Source organism: Paraburkholderia sp. MPAMCS5 (assembly GCF_036016995.1).
Lineage (GTDB): Bacteria > Pseudomonadota > Gammaproteobacteria > Burkholderiales > Burkholderiaceae > Paraburkholderia.
In genome coordinates this window covers 232929-253587 of record NZ_JAYXBK010000008.1, presented here as the reverse complement: position 1 = coordinate 253587, position 20659 = coordinate 232929, and the positions used below count along the sequence as shown (strand labels likewise).

At 56.1% G+C, this 20659-nt stretch carries 17 protein-coding genes and 1 pseudogene; 5 read left to right on the top strand and 13 right to left on the bottom strand.

Annotation, left to right across the window (positions count from 1 at the left end; translation table 11 throughout):
• The first annotated feature begins 38 nt into the window (after positions 1 to 38).
• The 4 genes and pseudogenes from VOM14_RS20240 (at position 39) to VOM14_RS20225 (ending at position 5083) form a co-directional block, all read left to right on the top strand.
• Complete coding sequence (locus VOM14_RS20240) at positions 39 to 1037, top strand: glycosyltransferase family 2 protein (protein ID WP_327630508.1); 999 nt, start codon at positions 39 to 41, stop codon at positions 1035 to 1037.
• Entirely contained in the window at positions 1037 to 1375 is a 339-nt protein-coding gene (locus tag VOM14_RS20235) for an EamA family transporter (RefSeq protein ID WP_327630507.1), read from the top strand. The genes VOM14_RS20240 and VOM14_RS20235 overlap by 1 nt, the downstream gene beginning before the upstream one ends.
• Positions 1372 to 3096, top strand: a complete 1725-nt coding sequence (locus tag VOM14_RS20230) for a hypothetical protein (protein WP_327630506.1) — start codon at positions 1372 to 1374, stop codon at positions 3094 to 3096. The genes VOM14_RS20235 and VOM14_RS20230 overlap by 4 nt, the downstream gene beginning before the upstream one ends.
• Before the next feature lie 419 nt (positions 3097 to 3515).
• Positions 3516 to 5083 (top strand): annotated as a pseudogene (locus tag VOM14_RS20225) (IS3 family transposase).
• 183 nt (positions 5084 to 5266) lie between these two features.
• Here the strand turns inward: VOM14_RS20225 and VOM14_RS20220 are convergent.
• The 11 genes from VOM14_RS20220 to rfbB form a co-directional block, all read right to left on the bottom strand.
• Positions 5267 to 6682 (bottom strand): glycosyltransferase family 4 protein, encoded by a 1416-nt coding sequence (locus VOM14_RS20220; protein WP_327630505.1) that lies wholly within the window; start codon positions 6680 to 6682, stop codon positions 5267 to 5269.
• Positions 6679 to 7899: a hypothetical protein gene (locus tag VOM14_RS20215; protein WP_327630504.1), complete on the bottom strand. Its 1221-nt coding sequence runs from the start codon at positions 7897 to 7899 to the stop codon at positions 6679 to 6681. Before VOM14_RS20215 ends, VOM14_RS20220 begins: the two co-directional genes overlap by 4 nt.
• A 128-nt stretch (positions 7900 to 8027) precedes the next feature.
• Positions 8028 to 8951, bottom strand: a complete 924-nt coding sequence (locus tag VOM14_RS20210) for an FkbM family methyltransferase (protein WP_327630503.1) — start codon at positions 8949 to 8951, stop codon at positions 8028 to 8030.
• Complete coding sequence (locus VOM14_RS20205; RefSeq protein ID WP_327630502.1) at positions 8948 to 10168, bottom strand: ABC transporter ATP-binding protein; 1221 nt, start codon at positions 10166 to 10168, stop codon at positions 8948 to 8950. The genes VOM14_RS20210 and VOM14_RS20205 overlap by 4 nt, the downstream gene beginning before the upstream one ends.
• The gene (locus VOM14_RS20200) at positions 10168 to 10965 is read right to left on the bottom strand and encodes an ABC transporter permease (RefSeq protein ID WP_327630501.1); all 798 of its coding nucleotides are present in this window, start codon (positions 10963 to 10965) and stop codon (positions 10168 to 10170) included. The genes VOM14_RS20205 and VOM14_RS20200 overlap by 1 nt, the downstream gene beginning before the upstream one ends.
• Before the next feature lie 549 nt (positions 10966 to 11514).
• Entirely contained in the window at positions 11515 to 12420 is a 906-nt protein-coding gene (locus VOM14_RS20195; RefSeq protein WP_327630500.1) for a GDP-mannose 4,6-dehydratase, read from the bottom strand.
• The gene (gene gmd / locus VOM14_RS20190; RefSeq protein WP_327630541.1) at positions 12398 to 13432 is read right to left on the bottom strand and encodes a GDP-mannose 4,6-dehydratase; all 1035 of its coding nucleotides are present in this window, start codon (positions 13430 to 13432) and stop codon (positions 12398 to 12400) included. The genes VOM14_RS20195 and gmd overlap by 23 nt, the downstream gene beginning before the upstream one ends.
• A 164-nt stretch (positions 13433 to 13596) precedes the next feature.
• Positions 13597 to 14514: a dTDP-4-dehydrorhamnose reductase gene (rfbD, locus tag VOM14_RS20185; RefSeq protein ID WP_327630499.1), complete on the bottom strand. Its 918-nt coding sequence runs from the start codon at positions 14512 to 14514 to the stop codon at positions 13597 to 13599.
• A gap of 174 nt (positions 14515 to 14688) precedes the next feature.
• Positions 14689 to 15240, bottom strand: coding sequence for a dTDP-4-dehydrorhamnose 3,5-epimerase (gene rfbC, locus VOM14_RS20180; RefSeq protein WP_327630498.1), 552 nt, complete (start codon positions 15238 to 15240; stop codon positions 14689 to 14691).
• Positions 15237 to 16118: a glucose-1-phosphate thymidylyltransferase RfbA gene (gene rfbA, locus VOM14_RS20175; RefSeq protein WP_327630497.1), complete on the bottom strand. Its 882-nt coding sequence runs from the start codon at positions 16116 to 16118 to the stop codon at positions 15237 to 15239. Before rfbA ends, rfbC begins: the two co-directional genes overlap by 4 nt.
• Positions 16119 to 16128: 10 nt before the next feature.
• Positions 16129 to 17190: a dTDP-glucose 4,6-dehydratase gene (rfbB, locus tag VOM14_RS20170; protein WP_327630496.1), complete on the bottom strand. Its 1062-nt coding sequence runs from the start codon at positions 17188 to 17190 to the stop codon at positions 16129 to 16131.
• A 340-nt stretch (positions 17191 to 17530) separates the two neighbouring features.
• Between rfbB and VOM14_RS20165 the strand changes: the two genes are divergently transcribed.
• A complete protein-coding gene (locus VOM14_RS20165; protein WP_327630495.1) occupies positions 17531 to 18406 on the top strand; it encodes a symmetrical bis(5'-nucleosyl)-tetraphosphatase in 876 nt (291 codons plus the stop codon).
• A 38-nt stretch (positions 18407 to 18444) separates the two neighbouring features.
• Here the strand turns inward: VOM14_RS20165 and VOM14_RS20160 are convergent, their stop codons facing one another.
• Both VOM14_RS20160 and VOM14_RS20155 read right to left on the bottom strand, forming a co-directional pair.
• Entirely contained in the window at positions 18445 to 19293 is an 849-nt protein-coding gene (locus VOM14_RS20160; protein WP_327630494.1) for a lysophospholipid acyltransferase family protein, read from the bottom strand.
• 60 nt (positions 19294 to 19353) lie between these two features.
• Positions 19354 to 20634 carry a dihydroorotase gene (locus VOM14_RS20155; protein WP_327630540.1) on the bottom strand — a complete coding sequence of 427 codons (1281 nt, stop codon included), beginning with the start codon at positions 20632 to 20634 and terminating at the stop codon, positions 19354 to 19356.
• Between the last annotated feature and the right edge of the window lie 25 nt (positions 20635 to 20659).

Here is a 20659-nt window from a genome sequence, read left to right as displayed (position 1 = left end):
AGCTCGATCGATCAGTAACGACGAAGATATATAATTTCATGCCCTTAGATCCCGACAAGATTGCTGTAGTTATACCTAGTTACAAAGTCCGCAATCACATCTTAGGCGTTTTGCAGCAGATGCCACCTGAAGTCACGAAAGTCTTCGTGGTCGACGATTGTTGTCCAGAACAATCAGGTTCTTTCGTTAGGAAGAATTGTGACGACTCAAGAGTTGTTGTCATTCGTCACGAAGCCAATCAGGGAGTAGGCGGGGCCGTAATGAGTGGTTACAGAGCTGCGATTGCGGACGGCATGGACATAATTGTCAAGATTGATGGTGATGGGCAAATGGACCCGGCACTAATTGCGGATTTCGTCGCACCCATCGCCTCTGGCGAAGCAGACTACACGAAGGGGAATCGGTTCTTTGACCTTGAAGGCGTCCGTTCCATGCCGAAGATGCGGCTTTTCGGTAACGCAGCGTTGTCCTTCATGACAAAATTTTCGTCCGGCTACTGGGACGTTTTCGATCCGACCAACGGCTATACGGCTATCCATCGGGACGCGGCGGAGCACCTACCTTTCGACAAGATCAGCCGGCGCTATTTTTTTGAAACGGACGTGCTTTTCCGACTGAACACCCTGCGCGCTGTAGTCGTCGATATCCCGATGCAAAGCAAGTACGGAGACGAGGTTTCCAACCTCAAGATTTCCAAAATCGCTGGCGAATTTTTTCTAAAGCATGTCCGCAATTTCATCAAACGCGTCTTCTATAACTACTATCTACGAGATATGTCCGTCGCGTCGCTCGAGCTGCCTTTGGGTGTCGTCTTTTCCCTGTTTGGCCTGGCTTACGGCGTTATACATTGGGGGAGTTCTCTCAGATCCGACACTGTGACGCCAGCTGGAACCGTGATGCTCTCCGCATTGCCAATTCTGGTCGGAGTACAACTGATACTAGCGTTCATCGGACACGATGTGGCTTCAACACCCAGCCGTCCGTTTCAGCGACGACATCGGAAAAATAAGCATGAAGCCACCAGGGAAGACCATTGATGACTTACTTAATTACTATACTCTGTGTCGTCGGTATAGCCACTGGCCAAATACTATTCAAGTTAAGCGCGGCATCACTCCACAAGACCGGTAGCTGGTTTGCACCGACGACGTTCCTCACATTAGGTGCAGCCTTTGCTCTCTACGGCGTCACGACACTGGCATGGGTCTGGGTTCTGCAAAAGATTGACCTAGGAAAAGCATATCCGTTTATGGCACTTGCCTTCATTCTGGTTCCGATTGGCAGCCACCTCTTCTTGGGCGAGCGATTCCAAAACCAGTATTTTGTCGGCGTCGCCTTAATTGCGGTGGGCATTATCGTTTCAATCAAGTCATGATCCATCACATTCTTCCTAGTCGCCGCCAAAGTCATAGGACAACGCAAGATACTCAAGTCGGTGCACGATCAAACCGGCGCACTTTTTTTATGGGCGCAATCTTTGTCGCCGCGCTGGCCGGCTCCCTTTGTGTGCAGTTCCGCGTTCAGATCCTAAATCATTTTTCTGTGCTATATGGAGACCGCTATGATGCCACCATCGTTGCGACGATCCTTGAGCATTGGTTCAATGTAATCCGAGGCCTTTCAAAGTGGAATGAGGCAAACTACTTTTTCCCTCACACAAACACACTTGCTCAAACCGACGGTTATTTCCTCGCGGGCCTCATATACTCCATCTTTCGCGCTTTCAGGCTAGATCCGTTTCTCGCTTCCGAACTCACGAATCTGATCATTAGGGCAATCGGATTTTCGGCATTCTTCGTAGCCTGCAGGCGTATCGTACGCCTACCATTTTCATGGTCAATTCTGGCCGCAATCCTTTTTGTTATCAACAACAGCGAAACGGCGCACGGTCAGCGTCTCCAACTTGCCACGGTGTCTTTCGCACCGATCTTGGCGATAATCATTTGGAAGACGTGTTGCTCACTTTATAAAGGCAGTCAACATTTTTTCATTTGCTGGGGTGCGCTTGCCGGTATCTTCGTAGGTGCTTGGAGCATTACGTGCTTCTACATGACGTGGTTTTCACTTTATTTTTTGGCCGCAGCGTTGATAGTTGCAGTTTTGGCTGCGGGACCCGCACAAAGACGGGTACTCGGTATGCGCCTTCGTGAGATGAAATGGGCAATCGGCCTGATCATCGCCATATTCGCAGGATCAATCTATCCCTTGTTATCGACTTATCTGCCGAAAGCGAGAGAATCAGGGATGCGGACAGTAAGCTCGGCGCTAGAAAATACCGTGCCTCTACAAAACGTCACTCGCGTCGGGGCGAAAAACCTTCTTTTTGGCCCAAGCTACGATGCATTGCTGCGAGCGTTTGATCCTGCTTCGGCAAACGTTGGAGAGTACTACAATACCGGCACGGCACCTATATTATTTTTCCTGTTCGCTCTTGGCTGCGCTTACATACTGAAAAATAAACAGCTAAAAAGTGCGAGTCCCGCATTATTCTCCATTGTGATTGCAACAATAATCACTTGGGCGACAATTATCAACATACGCGGACATTCGCTTTGGCAAGTCATTTACTATACCATCCCCGGAGCGAAAGCACTGAACGTGGTCTCGGCTTATCAGATTTTTATTTTGATGGCCGTCATCCCGATTTCTCTAGTCTATTTATCCAAAGCCGCTGGCAAAATGCCGAGGCCTGTCACTCTTTTGTTGGCCGCGCTGCTTTGTTACGAGGAACTTAATCATGGTTATATTACGCTGAACCGCAACGACGAATTGCAGCGGGTAGCGTTAAAGCAGCCCATCCCAAACCAGTGCGATTCCTTTCTGGTCTCCGGCTGGAACAATCAAAATTTGGCGGAGCCTATGCCTCTGTGGATAAACAATTATTACGCACACAATGTGACCGCGATGTTGATCGCCGAACTGATTAATGTCCCGACAATCAATGGTGTAGCGTCGTTTAATCCACCGGACTGGAACTTTGGGTTTCCTAATAACTCAGATTATTTTCAACGCTCACATGAATACACCGAGAAATATCACCTCATTCATACTTGCAAGCTGGATTTGAACACAAAACGCTGGAGCGTTAGTTGGTGAGCATGCCACATAGTGCAAGGCAGGCTTCGTCGTTCTTCCACTCGCCATTCCGGAAAAGCAAAGCTTTTGCGAACTCGAGTCAAGTCTGTTGGCATCAGGAAGCGACTGCGGCGAGCGCGCCTATAAGTGAAATCTTTACCGGTTTGGTAGCAGAGGTGCCGCCAGCCGGTCTCAAGTATTCGTGCATAATTCGGACGTCCTAGTCAACCAGCCGACTTCTTCTTTGGAAATTGTCCGGATAACAAAGCGGTGCCGACCAAATCGAAAATGAGGGCTACACTTCGCTAGATATCGCAGCTACCGCCTGCGATGGTCGAGAGAAGTCGGATATAAACGATGTGCTCACGACACTCCCCCCCGCGTCAGAATGGTTGTCGCCTGGATAAAATTGGATCTGGGGGCGATAAAGAGAGAACGAGTTGGCGCGTTACGGAAAGACATTCAAGGACAGAGCGGTGGCACGGTTGCTGCCGCCAGAGAGCGCACCAGTGGAAGAGGTTGCGCGAGAGATCGGTGTGGGTGTGGAGACGCTTGAGCGCTGGCGCAGTGATGCGCTGTCCATGCCCGTTCGCGAGCGGGCATGGACAGCGGCCGCCCGTTTCGAGGCGGTGTTGAACACGGCGGCGATGGACGAAACGGCGCGCAATGCGTGGTGCCGCGAGCACGGCGTGTATCCCCAGGATCTGGCCCAGTGGCGTCAGGCGGCTACGCAGGCGCTGGCCGAGCCCGAAGAGGCCCGTGCGAGTCCACAGCAAACGAAGCAGGATCAGCGACGCATCAAGGAACTCGAACGCTAACTGCGGCGCAAGGAGAAGGCCCTGGCCGAGACAGCAGCGCTGCTGGTACTTTCAAAAAAACTCTCGGCGATCTTCAACACGGACAAGGGCGGGGACGAATGATCGGCCTCGAAGATCGCCGGCGGCTGGCCCGGGAAATCGAATCGGCAAATCTGGCTGGCGCACGCCTGCGTCTGGCGTGCGAGTTCGCCGGAATCGATGTGCGTACCCTGCAGCGCTGGAAGGCCTGTGAGGGGCTCGTCAAGGGCGACGCCCGGCCCGGCGCGACGCGCCCGCTGCCCGCGCACGCCTTGAGTCCGCAGGAGCGGGCAAACGTGCTGCGCGTTGCCAATGAGTCGCGCTTTGCCGACATGCCGCCGGCGCGCATCGTGCCGATGCTGGCTGACGAAGGCGTGTACATCGCCAGCGAATCGACCTTCGCCCGCGTGCTGCGCGAGCATGGGCAGATGACGCGCCGTGGCCGTGCCAGAACGCCTTCGAGCGCACGGCCGCCGACCACGCACGTCGCCACGGCGCCGCGCCAGGTGTGGTGCTGGGACATGACGTTTCTGCCGGCGACGGTAACGGGTCGATGGTTCCACCTGTACCTGATCCTGGACCTGTACAGCCGCAAAATCGTCGGCTGGGAAGTACACGACGCCGACACTGCCGAACATGCCGCGCATCTGGTGCGCCGCACGGCGCTAGCTGAAGGTATTGCCGCCCTCGAGGCCAGACCCGTACTGCACGGCGACAATGGCGCGACGCTGAAGGCCACCACCGTGCTGGCGATGCTGCACTGGCTGGGCATCAAGCCGTCGTACTCGCGACCCCGGGTTAGTGACGACAACGCCTTCGCCGAGGCGCTGTTCCGCACCGCGAAGTACCGGCCGGAGTTTCCGGCTACAGGCTTCGACGACCTGAACGCCGCCCGGAGTTGGGCTGCTGAATTCGTGCAGTGGTACAACGTCGAGCATCGTCATAGTGGCATCCGCTACGTGACGCCTGCGCAGCGTCATGCCGGCGAGGATCGCGTACTTCTCGCGGCACGTCACGCCCTGTATGTGAAGGCGCGTGAATGCAATCCGGCCCGCTGGTCGCGTCACACACGCAACTGGACACCGGTTGGTGCCGTCACGCTTAACCCCGAACGTGACTCAGTCGTTGAGATGGCGTCAATCGGCGCAAATAAACAGCCTCTGGCTGCATGAGTGAGGCGACAACTTGCTTGACGCGCGCCGACTCACTCTCGTCCTGGAACACAATATTACGGACACGTCGTTACGCGGTTCGCTGTGCCGCCGCTTGCCCAAGGCGCGGATAGCAAAACCCGCTCGCTTGTCGGCTGCGCCAAAACTGACGCATTGCTGTTCGCCTCGGGCATCCGGCCTGGTTTACCCAACGCTTACGTCACAATCAATCTCGGCAGCAGCAAAAACCGACTGCGCAGCATCTGACCATTTTGTGGTCACATAATGTTCCCTGATTGCAGCTTCTTTTCTCTCAACTTCTGACGGGTGCTCGATGTACCATTTGAGCCTTTCCGTCCAAACGGATACGTCCCAGGGGTCCAAATATTCAATGAGTTCGCCACCGACTTCAGGAATAGAAGCCGCATTAGATGCCAAGCAGAACTTTCCCGCCGCCAAGCTCTCCGCCACCGGCAGCCCCCAGCCCTCATACACAGAGGGAAACAAGGTAAATAAAGCGCTTCTGTAAAGCCGGCTGAGTTCTGAATCACTCACATTGTTAAGGACCTGGATGTAATCTTTCGTCCTCGGATCTAGGCGCAAATCGGCGAATAGATCACCTACCCCCCAACCGTGCATCCCAACAAAGACCAATAGCGGCAGATTTTCTACTCCCTTGTCGACCAACCTTGTATATGCTCGATAGAGCGTCTCGTGATTTTTACGGCGTTCAATAGTCGAGACGAATAAAAGGTACCGTCTTTCGAGCATCTTCGCCACAGCAGGTGACGGCTCCGCATTGGGATCGATTTCCGGCAGATGGCATCCGAGTCTCACAGTATCAAGCGCCGGTATCGGCGCACCCAATTCAGTCAGTAGTTCGGTCAGGTCATTCCTTGAGCAGTCTGAGATGCACAGTATCTTATCCGCGCACCATGCGACGTTCGTAAAATAGAGCGCGAAGCGCGCCGCGACATCGCCGACACACAAATGTGGCAATTTGACAGGAATGACGTCGTAGCAGAACAGCAGCACGCGAAGTCCCACCGTTTTCTTGAGGTGATACAAGTATTTTAGATCCTTGTGGTCCCAGTCCAAACCCAGTGATATGTACTTGTCTCCCGGCCGAAACGGAGTGTCCTTGTTGAATTGCACTCTATCTGCCGTTGCCGTCAACAAGCTCGTGACTGGACGCATGAACGCCCGACTTGCGCCGCGCAATTGCGCCAACGCGATCCACCCGGCAACCACCGCAGGTTTCCTTGTCCGCATGAACGCGAACACGTGCTCGCGCCATCGATGCGGAAGGCGGTACGCAAGCGCCAATACGGTTTTTTTAAGCTTCCGCCTGAGCGGGACTGACTCGCGTCGCGGCTGTTGCGGGGGCGCATTACGACTGTCCCCGGCGTGGCCGGTGATTCGCATCAGTGTTTCAGCGACCCTTTCGGCCGCCACTTCGTCGTAGCCGGAATCGTTCGAGAATTGACAGAATTTGACCTGAACACCTTTCTTTTGTAGCGCCAAAGCATAATTCGCACATTCAGCTTCGGTCCTAACGATTCCTACCGCAGGCCGCAGCCATCCCATTATGGTCGTTACATCTAGCCAAACAACGCTCACAGATTGCTCCCTGTCGTAATGTCTTCTGCAACGTTGACGATGGATTCTAGGCTTCTTGCCCAAGTAAGTTGTTCACGCTTCTCTTGCATATTGCTCGAAACGATCGGTAGATCATCTCGAGCTAAGACGTCGCGGATAGCCGCATGGAACTGCCGGGGCGAATGAGCAACGTGGACGCCTTCCATAGTGACAAATTCCTCAAATCCACGGAAAGCCGAGGGTGTCCCAACAACATGCTTTCTCGAATAAAGGGCTTCTGCCGTTTTGATGTTCGATCCTCCTCCGTGGGGAATAGGCAGCAAGAATCCATGAGCCAATTCCTTGACAGCTGACAAGTCTTCATCGTTCAAAACAAAGAGCAGCTCAAGCCGCGACAGGTTGAGTGAACTCCAGCGCGAATCCGCAAGTGTCCTGTGGAGATGCTCGCAAACGCTTCCCGCAACAACCAATTTGCTTCCTGGCGGGAAACATCCTAAAGCACCGCCTATACATTCATGAAATCCAGTGAAGTTCGGCGGATGGGCGCTTGCAACATAAAGCATCCAAGGTTGCGTCGGAAGACGCGCCTTCCAATAGTCCAAGCGCTCACCGGTCGCTTTCCATGGCGCGATGCCATTGGGCGCCAAGACTGGTCTGCGGGCGCCCCAACTGATCAGCACGTCAAGGTCGGATTGCGTAACCGCGACTGTGATATCCGCCTCCTTGGCCGCAAGCATTTCGACATTCGCGATCTCGACGAAAACGTCGTCCGATGCCTGCACTCCGTAGCTCTCGAATATCTCCCGCTTCAGAGGAGTCTCGATGTTTGCCGAGCCGTAGATCAGCTTGACGTTCGAATACTCGTGCAGTTGCTTAATTCGCTCAGCGACAGGCCAGAGCCAAGGCTGTTCAACATGAACGACATCTAATTTACTCGGCAACCGTTTCAGAATTTCCTTGAAAGCTCCGTCATCAGCTACGGCGAATTTCCCTGACATCAAATCGGTAATGAACGGGACCTTATGGCCCGCGAAGTAACGGTACGGAGAAGCATCCGGAAAGGCGATGTCATTTTGCCCAAGCATTTCTGGTGCGCAACTTTCTGCCTCATACACGGCGATACCGGTAACGGCCCACCCACGATCCGCGAAATTTTTTGCAATGTTAGCGAGCCGCACTTGGCCGCCGTGCCTCGGGCGGGCGTACGGGTAGGTACTCAATAAAAGTATGGTTTTCATGAAAATCATCTCGCTCCTTCAGCCGCGCCCACGGTTCCCCTTATGTCAGGAAATCGGAGTCGCGTTGCAACCCGAGCGTAAGCGTCCCGCCCAAAAGATTTATTAGTTCCGCTAATGTCAGCAATAGCTCAGTCCGATGATCGCACCCACGTACTCATCATGCGTGACGCCCAACGAAGAGGTCGAGTGATGCGCCATGAAATACTAGACTGCATCGACATCAGCACCCGCTGCATGTCTGCAGCTTGATGCTCCGCATCGTCCGCCCGCCCAGCCTGCGTCTTGGCGACGGCCTCCAACATCTCGGCCTTCCGCTCAAGCTCCTCGCACCGTTGCTCTTCCGCGCGTAATTGCTCACTCGCAACTTTATAATCGCGCGTGATGAACTCATCGAGAATATTTGGCGGGTAACGAAAAGCGCCTCTCAGCTCTGGGCGCTCGTTAGCGACATAAAAACGATTAACACCGTCTGCATAGACGAAAGCGTATCCAGAAGACAAAAGCATGTATTCCCATTCGGAGTAGTTTTCGTCGACCGAATTTGGAAATATTGCTTCAACGACGACAATCCAGGGACGCACGCGCTCGAAATCCATCCCAGAAAGAACAGCGGCCTCAGCGCCTTCGACGTCGACCTTCAGGAAATGTACATCGCCTCGGACATGGTCGGCGCAAATCGAACGTAACGGACGTACAGAGACCTTTTTCCAAGTCCCTGAGTAACCGTTACGCAAGTGGTGATCTACGACCGCGCGATCCATGGTGGCCCATCCACGTATGGACCCTTCCCAAATCTCGAATTCACCCTCCTCCGAACCTGCTGCGCATTCCAAATTGATGTCCCGCGGCCGGCGCTCTAATAGGTCTGAATAGTGTCCAGAAAGAGGTTCGATATTGATTCCCGCCCAACCTCTGTCGTAAAACGCTTTAGTTATCGAATCGACTTCCGGGTCATTCGCACCCACGTCGATATAGAAACCACCGCTTACTTCTTTGAGGACGCGCCACAACATAACATCTTCATAATTCTGCGCGTATGATACAAAGCTCATATCTTTGATATCCCTATCTCCGGCTCCATCCATGCGCATCCGACAAAATGCGACTTATCTATATTCACCACGTTGAACACCAATGCAAGATCGCGCCACTCATAATTGTTGACCAAATGGCTGTCGGTGCTAACCAAAGCTGTCTGCACGGAATAACTGCCGGGCCCCAGGTTGGCATTAAACACGCAATCAAAGACAAAGCCGGAGCCGGCGGTCACATTGTTCAAAGGCTGCTTCGTTAGGTCAGTATTTGTTCCGTAGATGACTTGACCTAACCTGTCCTTGATTCCGTAACCGAGTACTAACCGCTGAATATTCTCGATAGCTCGCACATAGATCCGAAGCGTTATCTTCTGCCCGACATTTATTGCTTCCACGCGACGCCCGTTTGCATCGATGAGCGCGATATCAGTAACCTTTGCCTCTCCGGTACCAGATATAGTTTGAATCGCCCCGCTCTCATGTCGGACCTGCTCTACTGTCTGATTTTGTTTCTCTGCCAGGATAGCATTATAATAATCCATTACCGCTTGAGGCTCGCCTTCGATCGCAACCTTTCCAGCGTTAATCAGGATCGCTCGATCGCAGATGCTTTGAATCGCTTGTTTATCGTGAGAGACAATAAGAAGAGTAGTACCCTTCTTACTGAATTCGCGAATGCGTTCAAAGCTTTTGTGTTGGAAATAGGCGTCACCGACGGAGAGTGCTTCGTCCACGATTAGGATATCTGGGCGGATGGCTGTAGCAACGCTGAAGGCTAGACGCACCTGCATGCCACTCGAATAGACGCGCACCGGCTGATCGATATAATCACCGATTTCCGCGAACGCTTCGATTTCCGGCATAAGCCGCGCGATGTCTTCCACACTGTAACCAAGCAACTGTCCCGACATAAAGGCATTTTGTCGACCAGTAAAGTCGGGGTGGAAGCCCATTCCCAACTCCAGCAAGGCTGCCACACGGCCCTCAAGCCTGACTGAACCGGTGGTCGGTTGAGCAGTACCGGTTATCATTTTCAACAGTGTGCTTTTACCTGCACCGTTGATCCCGATAATGCCGACGGCCTCACCCGGCTTCACAACGAAGGTGACCTGCTGCATTACCCATTTCAGAGAATGATGTTGCGAGCCGGGCGAAATCCACTCCCAAAGACGCGCCCAACGGTTCGTGTACTGTTTGTACGCCTTTCCTAGATCTTTTACAATAATTGAAGCCATTATAGCTCGTCCACCATTTCGCCAGAATGTCTACGAAACAATCGCATGCCGAATGCGAGAAAAAAGACAGCCAGAATCGCTGCAGGCAACAGCGACGGCCAATCGGGCCACTGACCTTTAACCAAAATCGCCTGGCATGACGTGACGATGCCAGTCATAGGGTTGTACTTGATGAGGGGGTGCACGCGGGGCGGGAGAACATCTACCGGATAAACGATAGGTGTCAACCAAAACCAAAATTGCAAAAAGATCGCAAAAAATTGCCCAACATCACGAAAGAAAACATTCAGAACTCCGATCGTTATTCCCAAACCGATAGCGAACAAGATCAGCACAAAAATCACCGGCACCAACGCTATGAACACGACACCCGGAAAATTACCGCTCCCAATCAAAAATACGGTAAATAAGCCAAATATGATCCCGAAATTCAGCAACGAATTGCATACAATCGTCGCCGGCAGACATAGGCGAGGAAAACTTATTTTCTTGAGAAGATTCGCATTATCAAGGAAGACATTCTGACCTCGCCCCACGACTTCCGCAAACAAGCCCCAGGTCAATGAGCCAGCACAAAGATAGATACTGTAGGCGAACGAACTCGTCGTCCCAGGCAGCCTCGCTCTCATCAACTGCGAAAATATCACGGTGTAGACGATGATCATCGCAAGAGGGTTGAGAACAGTCCAAGCGGCACCAAGCAGCGAGTTTCGGTATTTCGATTGAAACTCGCGCTTCACGTTACCAAGAATAAAGCCCCTGTATCCCCAAAGGGCCTTCATGATCGGAGACAGCATGTAAGATCTTTAACAAGTTTTCAGATGGATCGGCGTTCGGGGCCAGAAGAATCAATTGAGGACACAGCGAGGTTCTACGCACTGCCGTACCGTCATGCGTCTAGTGTACGACTGCATGTACATGCAGTCCCGAATGAATGTGACAGCGATTGAAACATGCCGCAGCACACCTCATACGACAAGCAAACGCAAGCTCACCAGCCACACTCCCGACAGCCGCCGCGACGAACGAATGCGCGACATTGTAACCTTTGTGAAGTGCACCATCACTGCGGAGCATGGTTGGATCTGCGCTCGCTTAATGGCCGGCGCTGGTCTGGTAGACCCATAGCAACGCACAGCCGGCTTTTTAAGTGGGACTAAGTGAAAATGGCGTCAATTATAGCCTAGACGTCGCGGCATCAATCCCTGCCGGACCTCTTGAGATGCATCTGTTGAGTCAGGACCCAAGATCGGTACATTGCACGAAAACAACGGATTGATCAGAATGGGGCGAAACCATACGCACCAGCTTGACGACAAAGAAGGCTCAGCGCAGTCGAGTTGCCGCTAGCAGCCAACCATCCACCGAATGGTGTCCAAGAAATCAATGGCGCCGACTTCGGGCGCAAGTCGCCGCAATTTTTCTGGCGAACCTACCAGCATTTTGACCTCGTTCTCGCGAACGAAGGCGGGATTCACGCGCACTTCGAGTTGATGACCGGAGGCGTCACGAACCATATCGATCACCTCTTGAAGAGTATATGGACGCCCGCTGCACACATTTACAATATCCGATACAGCATCAGAAACGAGAAGTGCACGGTATATCTTTGCGACCGTTCGTACATCAGAGAAGTCGCGTGCTACATCTAGGTTGCCAAGTTCGATCACTGGCCGCCGATCAACGAAATGCGACACAATTTTTGGAATCAGGAAACGAGGAGCCTGGCCGCGCCCTGTGTAATTAAAAGGACGTACTACGACGATCGGCAGCCTGTCGAACCATGTCTTGACGAGGTTTTCCATCGCTAGCTTGCTTGCGCCATAGTGATTGACCGGCTCAGGCCTGACCTTTTCGTCGATGATGCCACCCGCATTGCCGTACACGTTTGCGCTACTAACGACAAGAATTTTGTCCGGTTGATGGCCAATGTCCGCGCATGCCTGCAACAGATTCAACGTGCCGAGCACGTTAACATGATACATGTCCAGCGGGACGTCATGAGCCACGAAACTGATCGCCGCTAGGTGGATGATAAAGTCGGGCCGCACCGCCTCGATCACTTGGCGACAGTCCGTCAGCGACGTAATGTCCAGCCGCAGTTCGCCACCCTTCGGCGAATTGCAGCATGTCCCGGCGACCCAATAGCCCGCAGCTATCAGGTCGTCCCGAATGTACCCACCCGTGAAGCCGTGAGCACCGGTAATCAAGACGCGACGCATCTGTAAGTTAGAAAGAAAAGCCACGCTCATTGCGACTTAAATCGGACTCGACCATTAGCTTGCAAAGCTCTTCGAGGCTAGTCTTCGGCACCCAGCCAAGTTTTTCTTTTGCCTTGGTTGCGTCGCCGACGAGTAGATCCACTTCTGCGGGACGGTGAAATCTCGGATTCACACGTACGAGCACCTTGCCGTTCGATGCGTCCAGCCCCTGTTCCTGCTCAGCCTCCCCGCGCCATTCGACGTGCGTTCCGACCGCGGCAAACGCCATAGATACGAAATCGCGCACCGTTTCCGTACGGTTTGTAGCAAGCACAAAGGTATCAGGCTCGTCAGCCTGCAGCATGCGATACATACCCTCGACGTATTCCTTAGCGAAGCCCCAGTCGCGCTTGGCATCCAAGTTACCCAGCTCAAGCACGTCGAGACTACCAAGCGAAATCTTCGCGACGGAATCGGTAATCTTACGGGTAACGAATTCGCGACCCCGCAGTGGCGATTCGTGGTTAAACAGAATGCCGCTCGAACCAAAGATATTGTACGATTCTCGGTAATTGATTGTAATCCAATGCGCGTAGAGCTTTGCGACGCCATAAGGACTGCGCGGATAGAACGGCGTGTCTTCCCTCTGCGGAATAGCTTGCACCTTGCCGAACATTTCGGAGGTCGACGCTTGGTAATAGCGGATCGAACGATCGAGGATGCGAATAGCCTCGAGAACGTTCAACGCCCCAACCCCTGTGATTTCCGCGGTTGTGGCGGGCTGTTCGAATGAAACGCCCACGAAACTCTGGGCTGCTAGGTTGTATACCTCGCGCGGCTTCGCCATCTCGAGCAGACGAATGGTTGCACCCAAATCGGTCAGATCGTGCTCGACTAAATGAAGATTCGGATGAGCGAGCACCCCTACTTCTGAGAGACGCCAGAAGTTGACAGAACTCGTACGTCTATACGTCCCATAGACTTGGTAGCCGCGCTCAAGCAGCAATTGAGTAAGATACGCACCGTCCTGTCCGGTGATGCCAGTTACTACTGCGCTCGTCAATTCCTTCTCCTGGAGAAAACCTTTCACGCGATCCTGCGTTCGGGCGAACGATACGAAAACATCACGAATTATAGCCGACCTCGTTGTCACATTCGTCAGCTAAACATAGTCATAAAAACGCGCCGGTGTGCACGACCCATCGGACCGTATGCGGCAAGACATACTCAGCCGCGCGTTAATGAACCGCCCTCGCGCGCACTCCGCAACTGCAGCAGGCAGCGCGTCACCTCATCGTCCCATTGTGGCGCCCAAAGCCCGAACGTTGCACCCAGCTTCTCACATGACAGCCGTGAGTTGCGAGGTCGCCGTGCCGGCGTCGGATACATGCTTGCGCTGATCGGTGTCACCCTAGGTGGGCGCGTCAGCCCAGCTTGATTGAAAATCGCGGTCGCAAAACCGGCCCAACTAGTAGATCCGGTCGCTGTCAAGTGATAAATACCACTTCGGGCAACCCACGCGTCACTGGGCGCTCCACTGAGCATGCGCACAGTCATTTCTGCAATCGTCCTCGCCCAGGTAGGCGCACCGAACTGGTCCGCCACGATCGGCAGGTCCTGCTTCTGCTTTGCGAGCCGCAGCATCGTCAGTAGAAAATTCCTTCCGTGCGCCCCGTAGACCCAACTGGTTCGCAAGACCACCCACGCGCCCGCTGCCTGTTCGATTGCGCGCTCGCCCGCTAGCTTCGTCGCGCCGTACTCATTCAGCGGATTCGGCTCGTCCGTTTCCACGTAGGCACCCTCTTTTGTACCGTCGAAAACATAGTCCGTGGAATAGTGCACCAGCAACGCGCCGATCTTTCGAGCCTCATCCGCCAAAACACCCGGCGCCTCGCCGTTGATTAGCATTGCGGCCTGCGCGTCGCTCTCTGCCTTGTCGACCGCAGTATATGCAGCGGCGTTCACGATTATGGACGGACGCACGTCAGCAACGAGACGTCGAATCTGGCCCAGATTTGAGAGATCGAGCCTGTTACGGTCGACCGCCACGACGCGCCACGCTGGATCTAGGCACGTCAGCAGCTCGGCGCCAACCTGCCCGGTCACGCCAGTGACTAGAACAACATGTTCCCTAGGCTTTGACATATAAAATACTGAATTCCTTCCTTGCAACTTTTTCACCCCAATGAGGCAGGACGTGGAATTGAGATTATGGAGGCGCCCGCAAAGCCCTCCCCTCAAAACGGTCTTACAGTCCAACGGAATTCCAAATCAGTCCAACAACACGAATAAGCACTTGTGTGCAAGCTCCGCCTAGGGTCACGCATAGGTCTCTGCGAAGCAAAAGCGCGTGCCTGCCGCGTCTTTCGTTGCAAGAATTGGCTCGTCCTTTAACCGCCAGTCGATCGCGAGATCGGGATCATTCCATAAGACGCAGCGTTCATGTTTCGCGAACCAGTAGTCCGTGGTCTTGTAGAGGAAGTCGGCTGAATCGGACAAGACGCAGAAGCCGTGCGCAAATCCCGGGGGAATCCAAAGCTGGCGCCGGTTGTCTGAGCTCAGGACGTGAGCGGTCCATTTGCCGAAATCGGGCGAGGATCTGCGCATGTCCACGGCAACGTCCAATACCTCGCCCGAGACCACCCGCACAAGCTTTCCCTGCGCATGCTCCGTCTGATAATGCAAGCCTCGCAGAACGTTTCTTGCGGAGCGGGAATGGTTGTCCTGCACGAACGTCACCCGTCTGTCGATCGCCTCATGAAACTCATGTTCGTTGAAGCTTTCGAAAAAAAAACCTCTTTCATCCCCGAAGACTTTTGGTTCGATGATTTTGACTTCCGGCAGGGAGGTTGCTATGACGGAAATTTTCATGCGGGCGACTCGGTCAACAATCTCAGAAGGTACTTGCCGTAGGCATTTTTTGCCAGCGGCGCCGCGAGCTTTTCAATGTCATCGGCCGATATCCACGCATTGCGAAACGCGATCTCTTCTGGACAGGCCACGACTAGACCTTGACGCTTCTGCAAAGTCGCAATGAATGTGGCTGCCTCGATCAGCGAATCGTGTGTTCCCGTGTCGAGCCATGCATAGCCGCGCCCCATGATTTCAATTCGCAGCTTGCCGGCGCTCAAGTAGCTTGAATTGATGTCTGTTATCTCCAGCTCGCCACGCGAAGACGGCCTAATACCGGCAGCAATTGCGCAAACATCGTTGTCGTAAAAGTACAGACCCGTAACTGCATAGTTCGATTTGGGGTGCGCTGGCTTCTCTGCAATGGAAATCGCGCGGAATTGCCCATCAAATTCGACGACTCCATATCGTTCAGGGTCGTTAACATGATAGGCAAAAACCGTCGCACCATCGTTGTTTGCACTCGCGGCGTGGAGCTGACGGGCCAAATCGTGCCCATAGAAAATATTGTCGCCCAAAATTAACGCGCAATCGTCGTTGCCGATGAAATCCCTTCCGATGACAAACGCCTGTGCGAGACCATCGGGCGTGGGCTGGATTGCGTATTGCAGATTGACACCCCACTGAGAACCATCCCCTAGCATTGACTCGAATCGCGGAGTATCGGCTGGCGTAGAAATGATGAGCACATCGCGAATGCCTGCCAGCATCAGCGTAGTAAGCGGATAATAAATCATTGGCTTGTCGTACACCGGCAGAAGCTGCTTGGAGACGACGTGCGTGATCGGATAGAGCCGCGTGCCCGATCCGCCTGCGAGAATAATGCCTTTGCGCGCCATGGCCGTGCCTTTACGCGCGCTGCGCGTAGTTGGTCTCAACCCACTTCCGGTAGTCGCCGGAAGCCACTTCGTCAGACCATGCCTGATTGTCCAGATACCACTGCACCGTCTTGGCCAGACCCGTTTCGAAGGTTTCAGCGGGCTTCCAGCCGAGTTCGCGCTCGAGTTTGCGCGCGTCGATCGCGTAGCGGCGGTCGTGACCCGGACGGTCCTTCACATACGTGATCTGATCGCGGTACGAGGCGCCCGCTTTCGGACGCAACTGATCGAGCAGATCGCACAGCGTGTGCACGACTTCGAGATTCTTTTTCTCGTTCCAGCCGCCGACGTTGTACGTCGCGCCCGGCGTGCCGCGCGCAAGCACTTCGCGAATCGCGCTGCAATGGTCGCCCACATACAGCCAGTCGCGCACGTTCTGACCGTCGCCGTACACTGGCAGCGGCTTGCCGCCGAGCGCGTTGGAGAGCATCAGCGGGATAAGTTTTTCGGGGAACTGGTACGGGCCGTAGTTGTTCGAGCAGTTCGTGGTCAGCACCGGCAGGCCATACGTGTGATGGTAGGCGCGCACCAGATGGTCCGAACCCGCCTTGGTCGCCGAGTAAGGGCTATTCGGCGCGTACGGCGTGGTTTCGGAGAATTGCGGATCGGTTGCGGACAGGGAGCCGAACACTTCGTCTGTCGAGACGTGCAGGAAGCGGAAGTCGGCCTTGTCGGCCTCGCCGAGCGTGTTCCAGTAGCTTCGCGCGGCTTCGAGCAGCGTGAAGGTGCCGACCACGTTGGTCCGCACGAAATCGGCCGGGCCGTGGATCGAGCGGTCTACGTGGCTTTCGGCGGCGAAGTGCAGCACGGCGCGCGGCTTGTGCTCGGCGAAGAGGGCGTCCATGGCGGCGCGATCGCAGATGTCCGCGCGCGCGAAAACATGTTTCGGGTTGCCCTGTTGCGACTTGAGCGTGCCGAGATTGCCGGCGTAGGTCAGCTTGTCAATATTCAGCACCGCTTCGTCCGACGTATTCAGCCAGTCGAGCACGAAATTGGCACCGATAAAGCCGGCACCGCCCGTAACCAGGATCATAAATTCCCTTCTAGATATTGGCGGCCGCCCGGCATTGGTTCGCCGAACTGCTCGCCCCCGCGTTGTGGGGCAGCTTCTTCGGCCTGCAACCCCGTGCACTTACGCTCGACGCGCAGACACCAACCTTTTGAACCCAAGATTATAAAGCGGCTAAGAACAAAACCTAAAATCTTGGGTTTGTGACGTTCGGCGTGGGAAAACTTCGCGTCGGCGCCTTAAAGCAAGTGTATGCAGAACGCCCGCACATCAAACGGGCTATTATGTCACGCTCGTTTGCTGCACCGCCCACACGCGGCACGCCTCGTGCGTCACCGCGTGCTCGAACCGCACCCATTTCCCGATGACACCGTCCACCGCGCCTTCATCCGCCTCGCCGCAGCATCCCATTCCGCTTGCTTTCGGCGATCTGCAAGGCTGCCGCACGCCTTTCCAGCGATTGCTCGCCAAAGCCGCGCCGCCGGTGGGCACGCCGCTGTGGTTCGCCGGCGACCTGATCAACCGCGGCGCGGAATCGCTCGCCACGCTGCGCGACATCATCGCGATGGGCGATCTCGCGGTGCCGGTGCTGGGCAATCACGATCTGCATCTGCTGTCGGTGTCGGCGGGCATTCGCAAGTCGAAAAAAGGCGACACGATCGACGACATTCTCGCCGCGCCCGACGCCGCCGACCTGCTCGAATGGGTCCGCCACCGCCCCATCGCGCACTACGAGAACGGCATGCTGATGGTGCATGCGGGCGTGGTGCCGCAATGGGACGTCGCGATCACACTCGAACTCGCCGACGAGTTGCAGCGCGCCCTGCGCGGACCGAACTGGAAGGAAACGCTCGCGGGTTTGTACGGCAATGAGCCGAATGTCTGGAGCCCGAACCTGAAGGGCATCGAGCGGCTGCGCGTAACGTGCAGCGCGTTGACGCGCATGCGCTTCTGCAATGCCGAAGGCGTGATGGACTTCAGCAGCAGCGGAGGCCTGAACGCCGCGCCACCGGGCTCCATGGCGTGGTTCGACGCGCCGTCGCGCAAGACGGCAGACGTGACCGTGGTGTTCGGCCATTGGGCCGCGCTAGGCTTGCTGTTGCGCGACAACCTGATCGGACTCGACTCGGGCTGCGTGTGGGGTGCGAAATTGTCCGCGGTGCGGCTTGCGCAAAATCCCTCGGAGCGCACGCTGACTCAAGTGGAATGCGAAAACTGCCGCGCGAGCGGTGGCAATTGAGGCCACGCAAATACTGAGCAAAAACGCGCAAAAACCGCTCAGACGCTCGGCGAGCGCCCTGGCTGATCAACCGGCTCGATCAGCGTTTCACTGGCCGCGGGCGATTTCGCCGATTCCGCCGCCTCTGTCACCAACGCGCCGCTTTTTGCGGTGCCGCGCTGCATCTGCCGCAATGCGGACTCGATCACCGCTTGCGCCTCCGCCGCCAACGTGCGGCGATCCGCGCCCGGCGCGAGTGGCGCGCACACGTACACGTGCGCGGTCAACGGCCCGCCGCGCAGCAGCAGATTCAGCGAATCGGCGAGCGACAGATCGTCGATATACGCGGGCGCGGTGGATTGCCGGCCGCGCGCGTCTTCATACATGATGCAAAGCGGCTGCACCGCCGCCGAGGCCGACACCGCCGCCTGAAACATGTTCGCGTGAAACGGCAGCAGCGCGAGACCATTCGACGTGGTGCCTTCCGGGAACACGCACATCAGTTCGCCCGCGCCCAGCCGGTCGGACAGTTCATGCATGATCCGCTTCGCGTCGCTGCGTTTCTCGCGCTGGATGAACACCGTATCCAGTTGCTGCGCGAGCCAGCCGACCACCGGCCACTGGCGGATCTCCGCCTTCGACACGAACGGCGTGGGCCGCCACGCATTGATCACGTAGATGTCGATCCACGAGATGTGATTGGCCACCACCAGCGCGCCACGGTCGAGCCGCGCGTCGTCGTTATGCACGACAAGGCGCATGCCGCACAGGCGCAGCATTTTCAGCGACCACGCGCGATTGAGCGCGTGACGCTTCTCGGCGCCGGCGTTCGGAAAGCGCGTTGCGACGATCCACATGCCGTGCAGCAGGTGCGCGATGAGACGGGCCTTGCGTAACGCGAGCTTCATGGTCGGAGCTTTCCCTGAGCGGGTCGATGCGAGGTCAATGTGCCAGACAATGCACCGGAATCAGCGCTGCTCGAACGCGACGCGGCCCGACACGATCGTCGCGCGCACCCGCGCCGGCAGTTCGTAACCGAGGAACGGCGTGTTGTGCCCCTGGCTTTTCAGCGCGCGCGGCTCGACGCGCCAATGCGCGCGCCGGTCGAACACGCACAGGTCCGCCACGCTGCCCACCGCGACGCGGCCGGCCGATTGCAGATTCAGCACGTCGGCCGGCGCGGCCGTGATGCGGTTGAGCGCCTTGGCGAGCGGCACGCCGGCTTCGTCGGCCCATTTCACCGTCAGCGACAGGAACAGTTCGAGGCCGGTTGCGCCCGGCGTGGCTTCGGCAAACGGCAGCAGTTTTTCGTCGTCGTCGACAGGCGTGTGGTCTGAACAGATCGCGTCGATCGTGCCGTCGACGAGACCCGCGCGAATCGCCTCGCGATCGCGCTGTTGACGCAGCGGCGGATCGAGACGGAATTGCGCGTCGAAGTAGCCGATGTCCAGATCGATCAGATGCACATGATTCACTGTGACGTCGCACGAAACCGGCAAGCCCTCGGCCTTTGCGGCACGCACGAGCGCAATCCCCGCCGCCGACGACACATGCGACAGATGCACCCGCGCGCCCGTCACGCGCACGAGTTCGAAGATGGTATGTAGCGCGATGGTTTCCGCCGCGACGGGCACGCCCGACAGACCGAGCCGCGACGCCAGCGCGCCGCTCGCGGCCACGCCGCCCTTGCCGAGATACGCATCGACGGGACGCAGCCAGACGGTGAAACCGTACGTTTTCGCGTATTGCAGCGCGCGCATCAGCACCTGCGTGTCGACCACCGGCGCGTCGGCCTGCGAAAAGCCGATGCAGCCCGACTCGGTCAACTCGACCATTTCGGTGATGACCTGACCCTTGAGACCGACCGTCAACGCGCCGAGCGGATACACATGCGCCTGATCGAGATTGCGCGCGCGGAACTTGAGCATCTCGACGAGGCCCGGCTCGTCGAGCGTCGGGTCGGTGTCCGGCGGACACACGAGACTTGTCACGCCCCCCGCGAGCGCCGCGGACATTTCCGATTCGAGCGTGGCCTTGTGCTCGTAGCCCGGCTCGCGCAAGCGCGCGGACAAATCGACGAGACCCGGCGCGATGTGCAGGCCGCGTGCGTCGATGGTGTGCGTCGCCTCGAAGTCGGCGGGCGCGTTGCCGAGCGCGACGATCTCGCCCGCCGCGATGAAAAGGTCCTGCTGCTGTTCGGTGCCCGCTGCCGGATCGATCAGCGTGCCGCCTTGAATATGAATCTGCATGCGCTGCCTTAATGTTTCAGCCGGA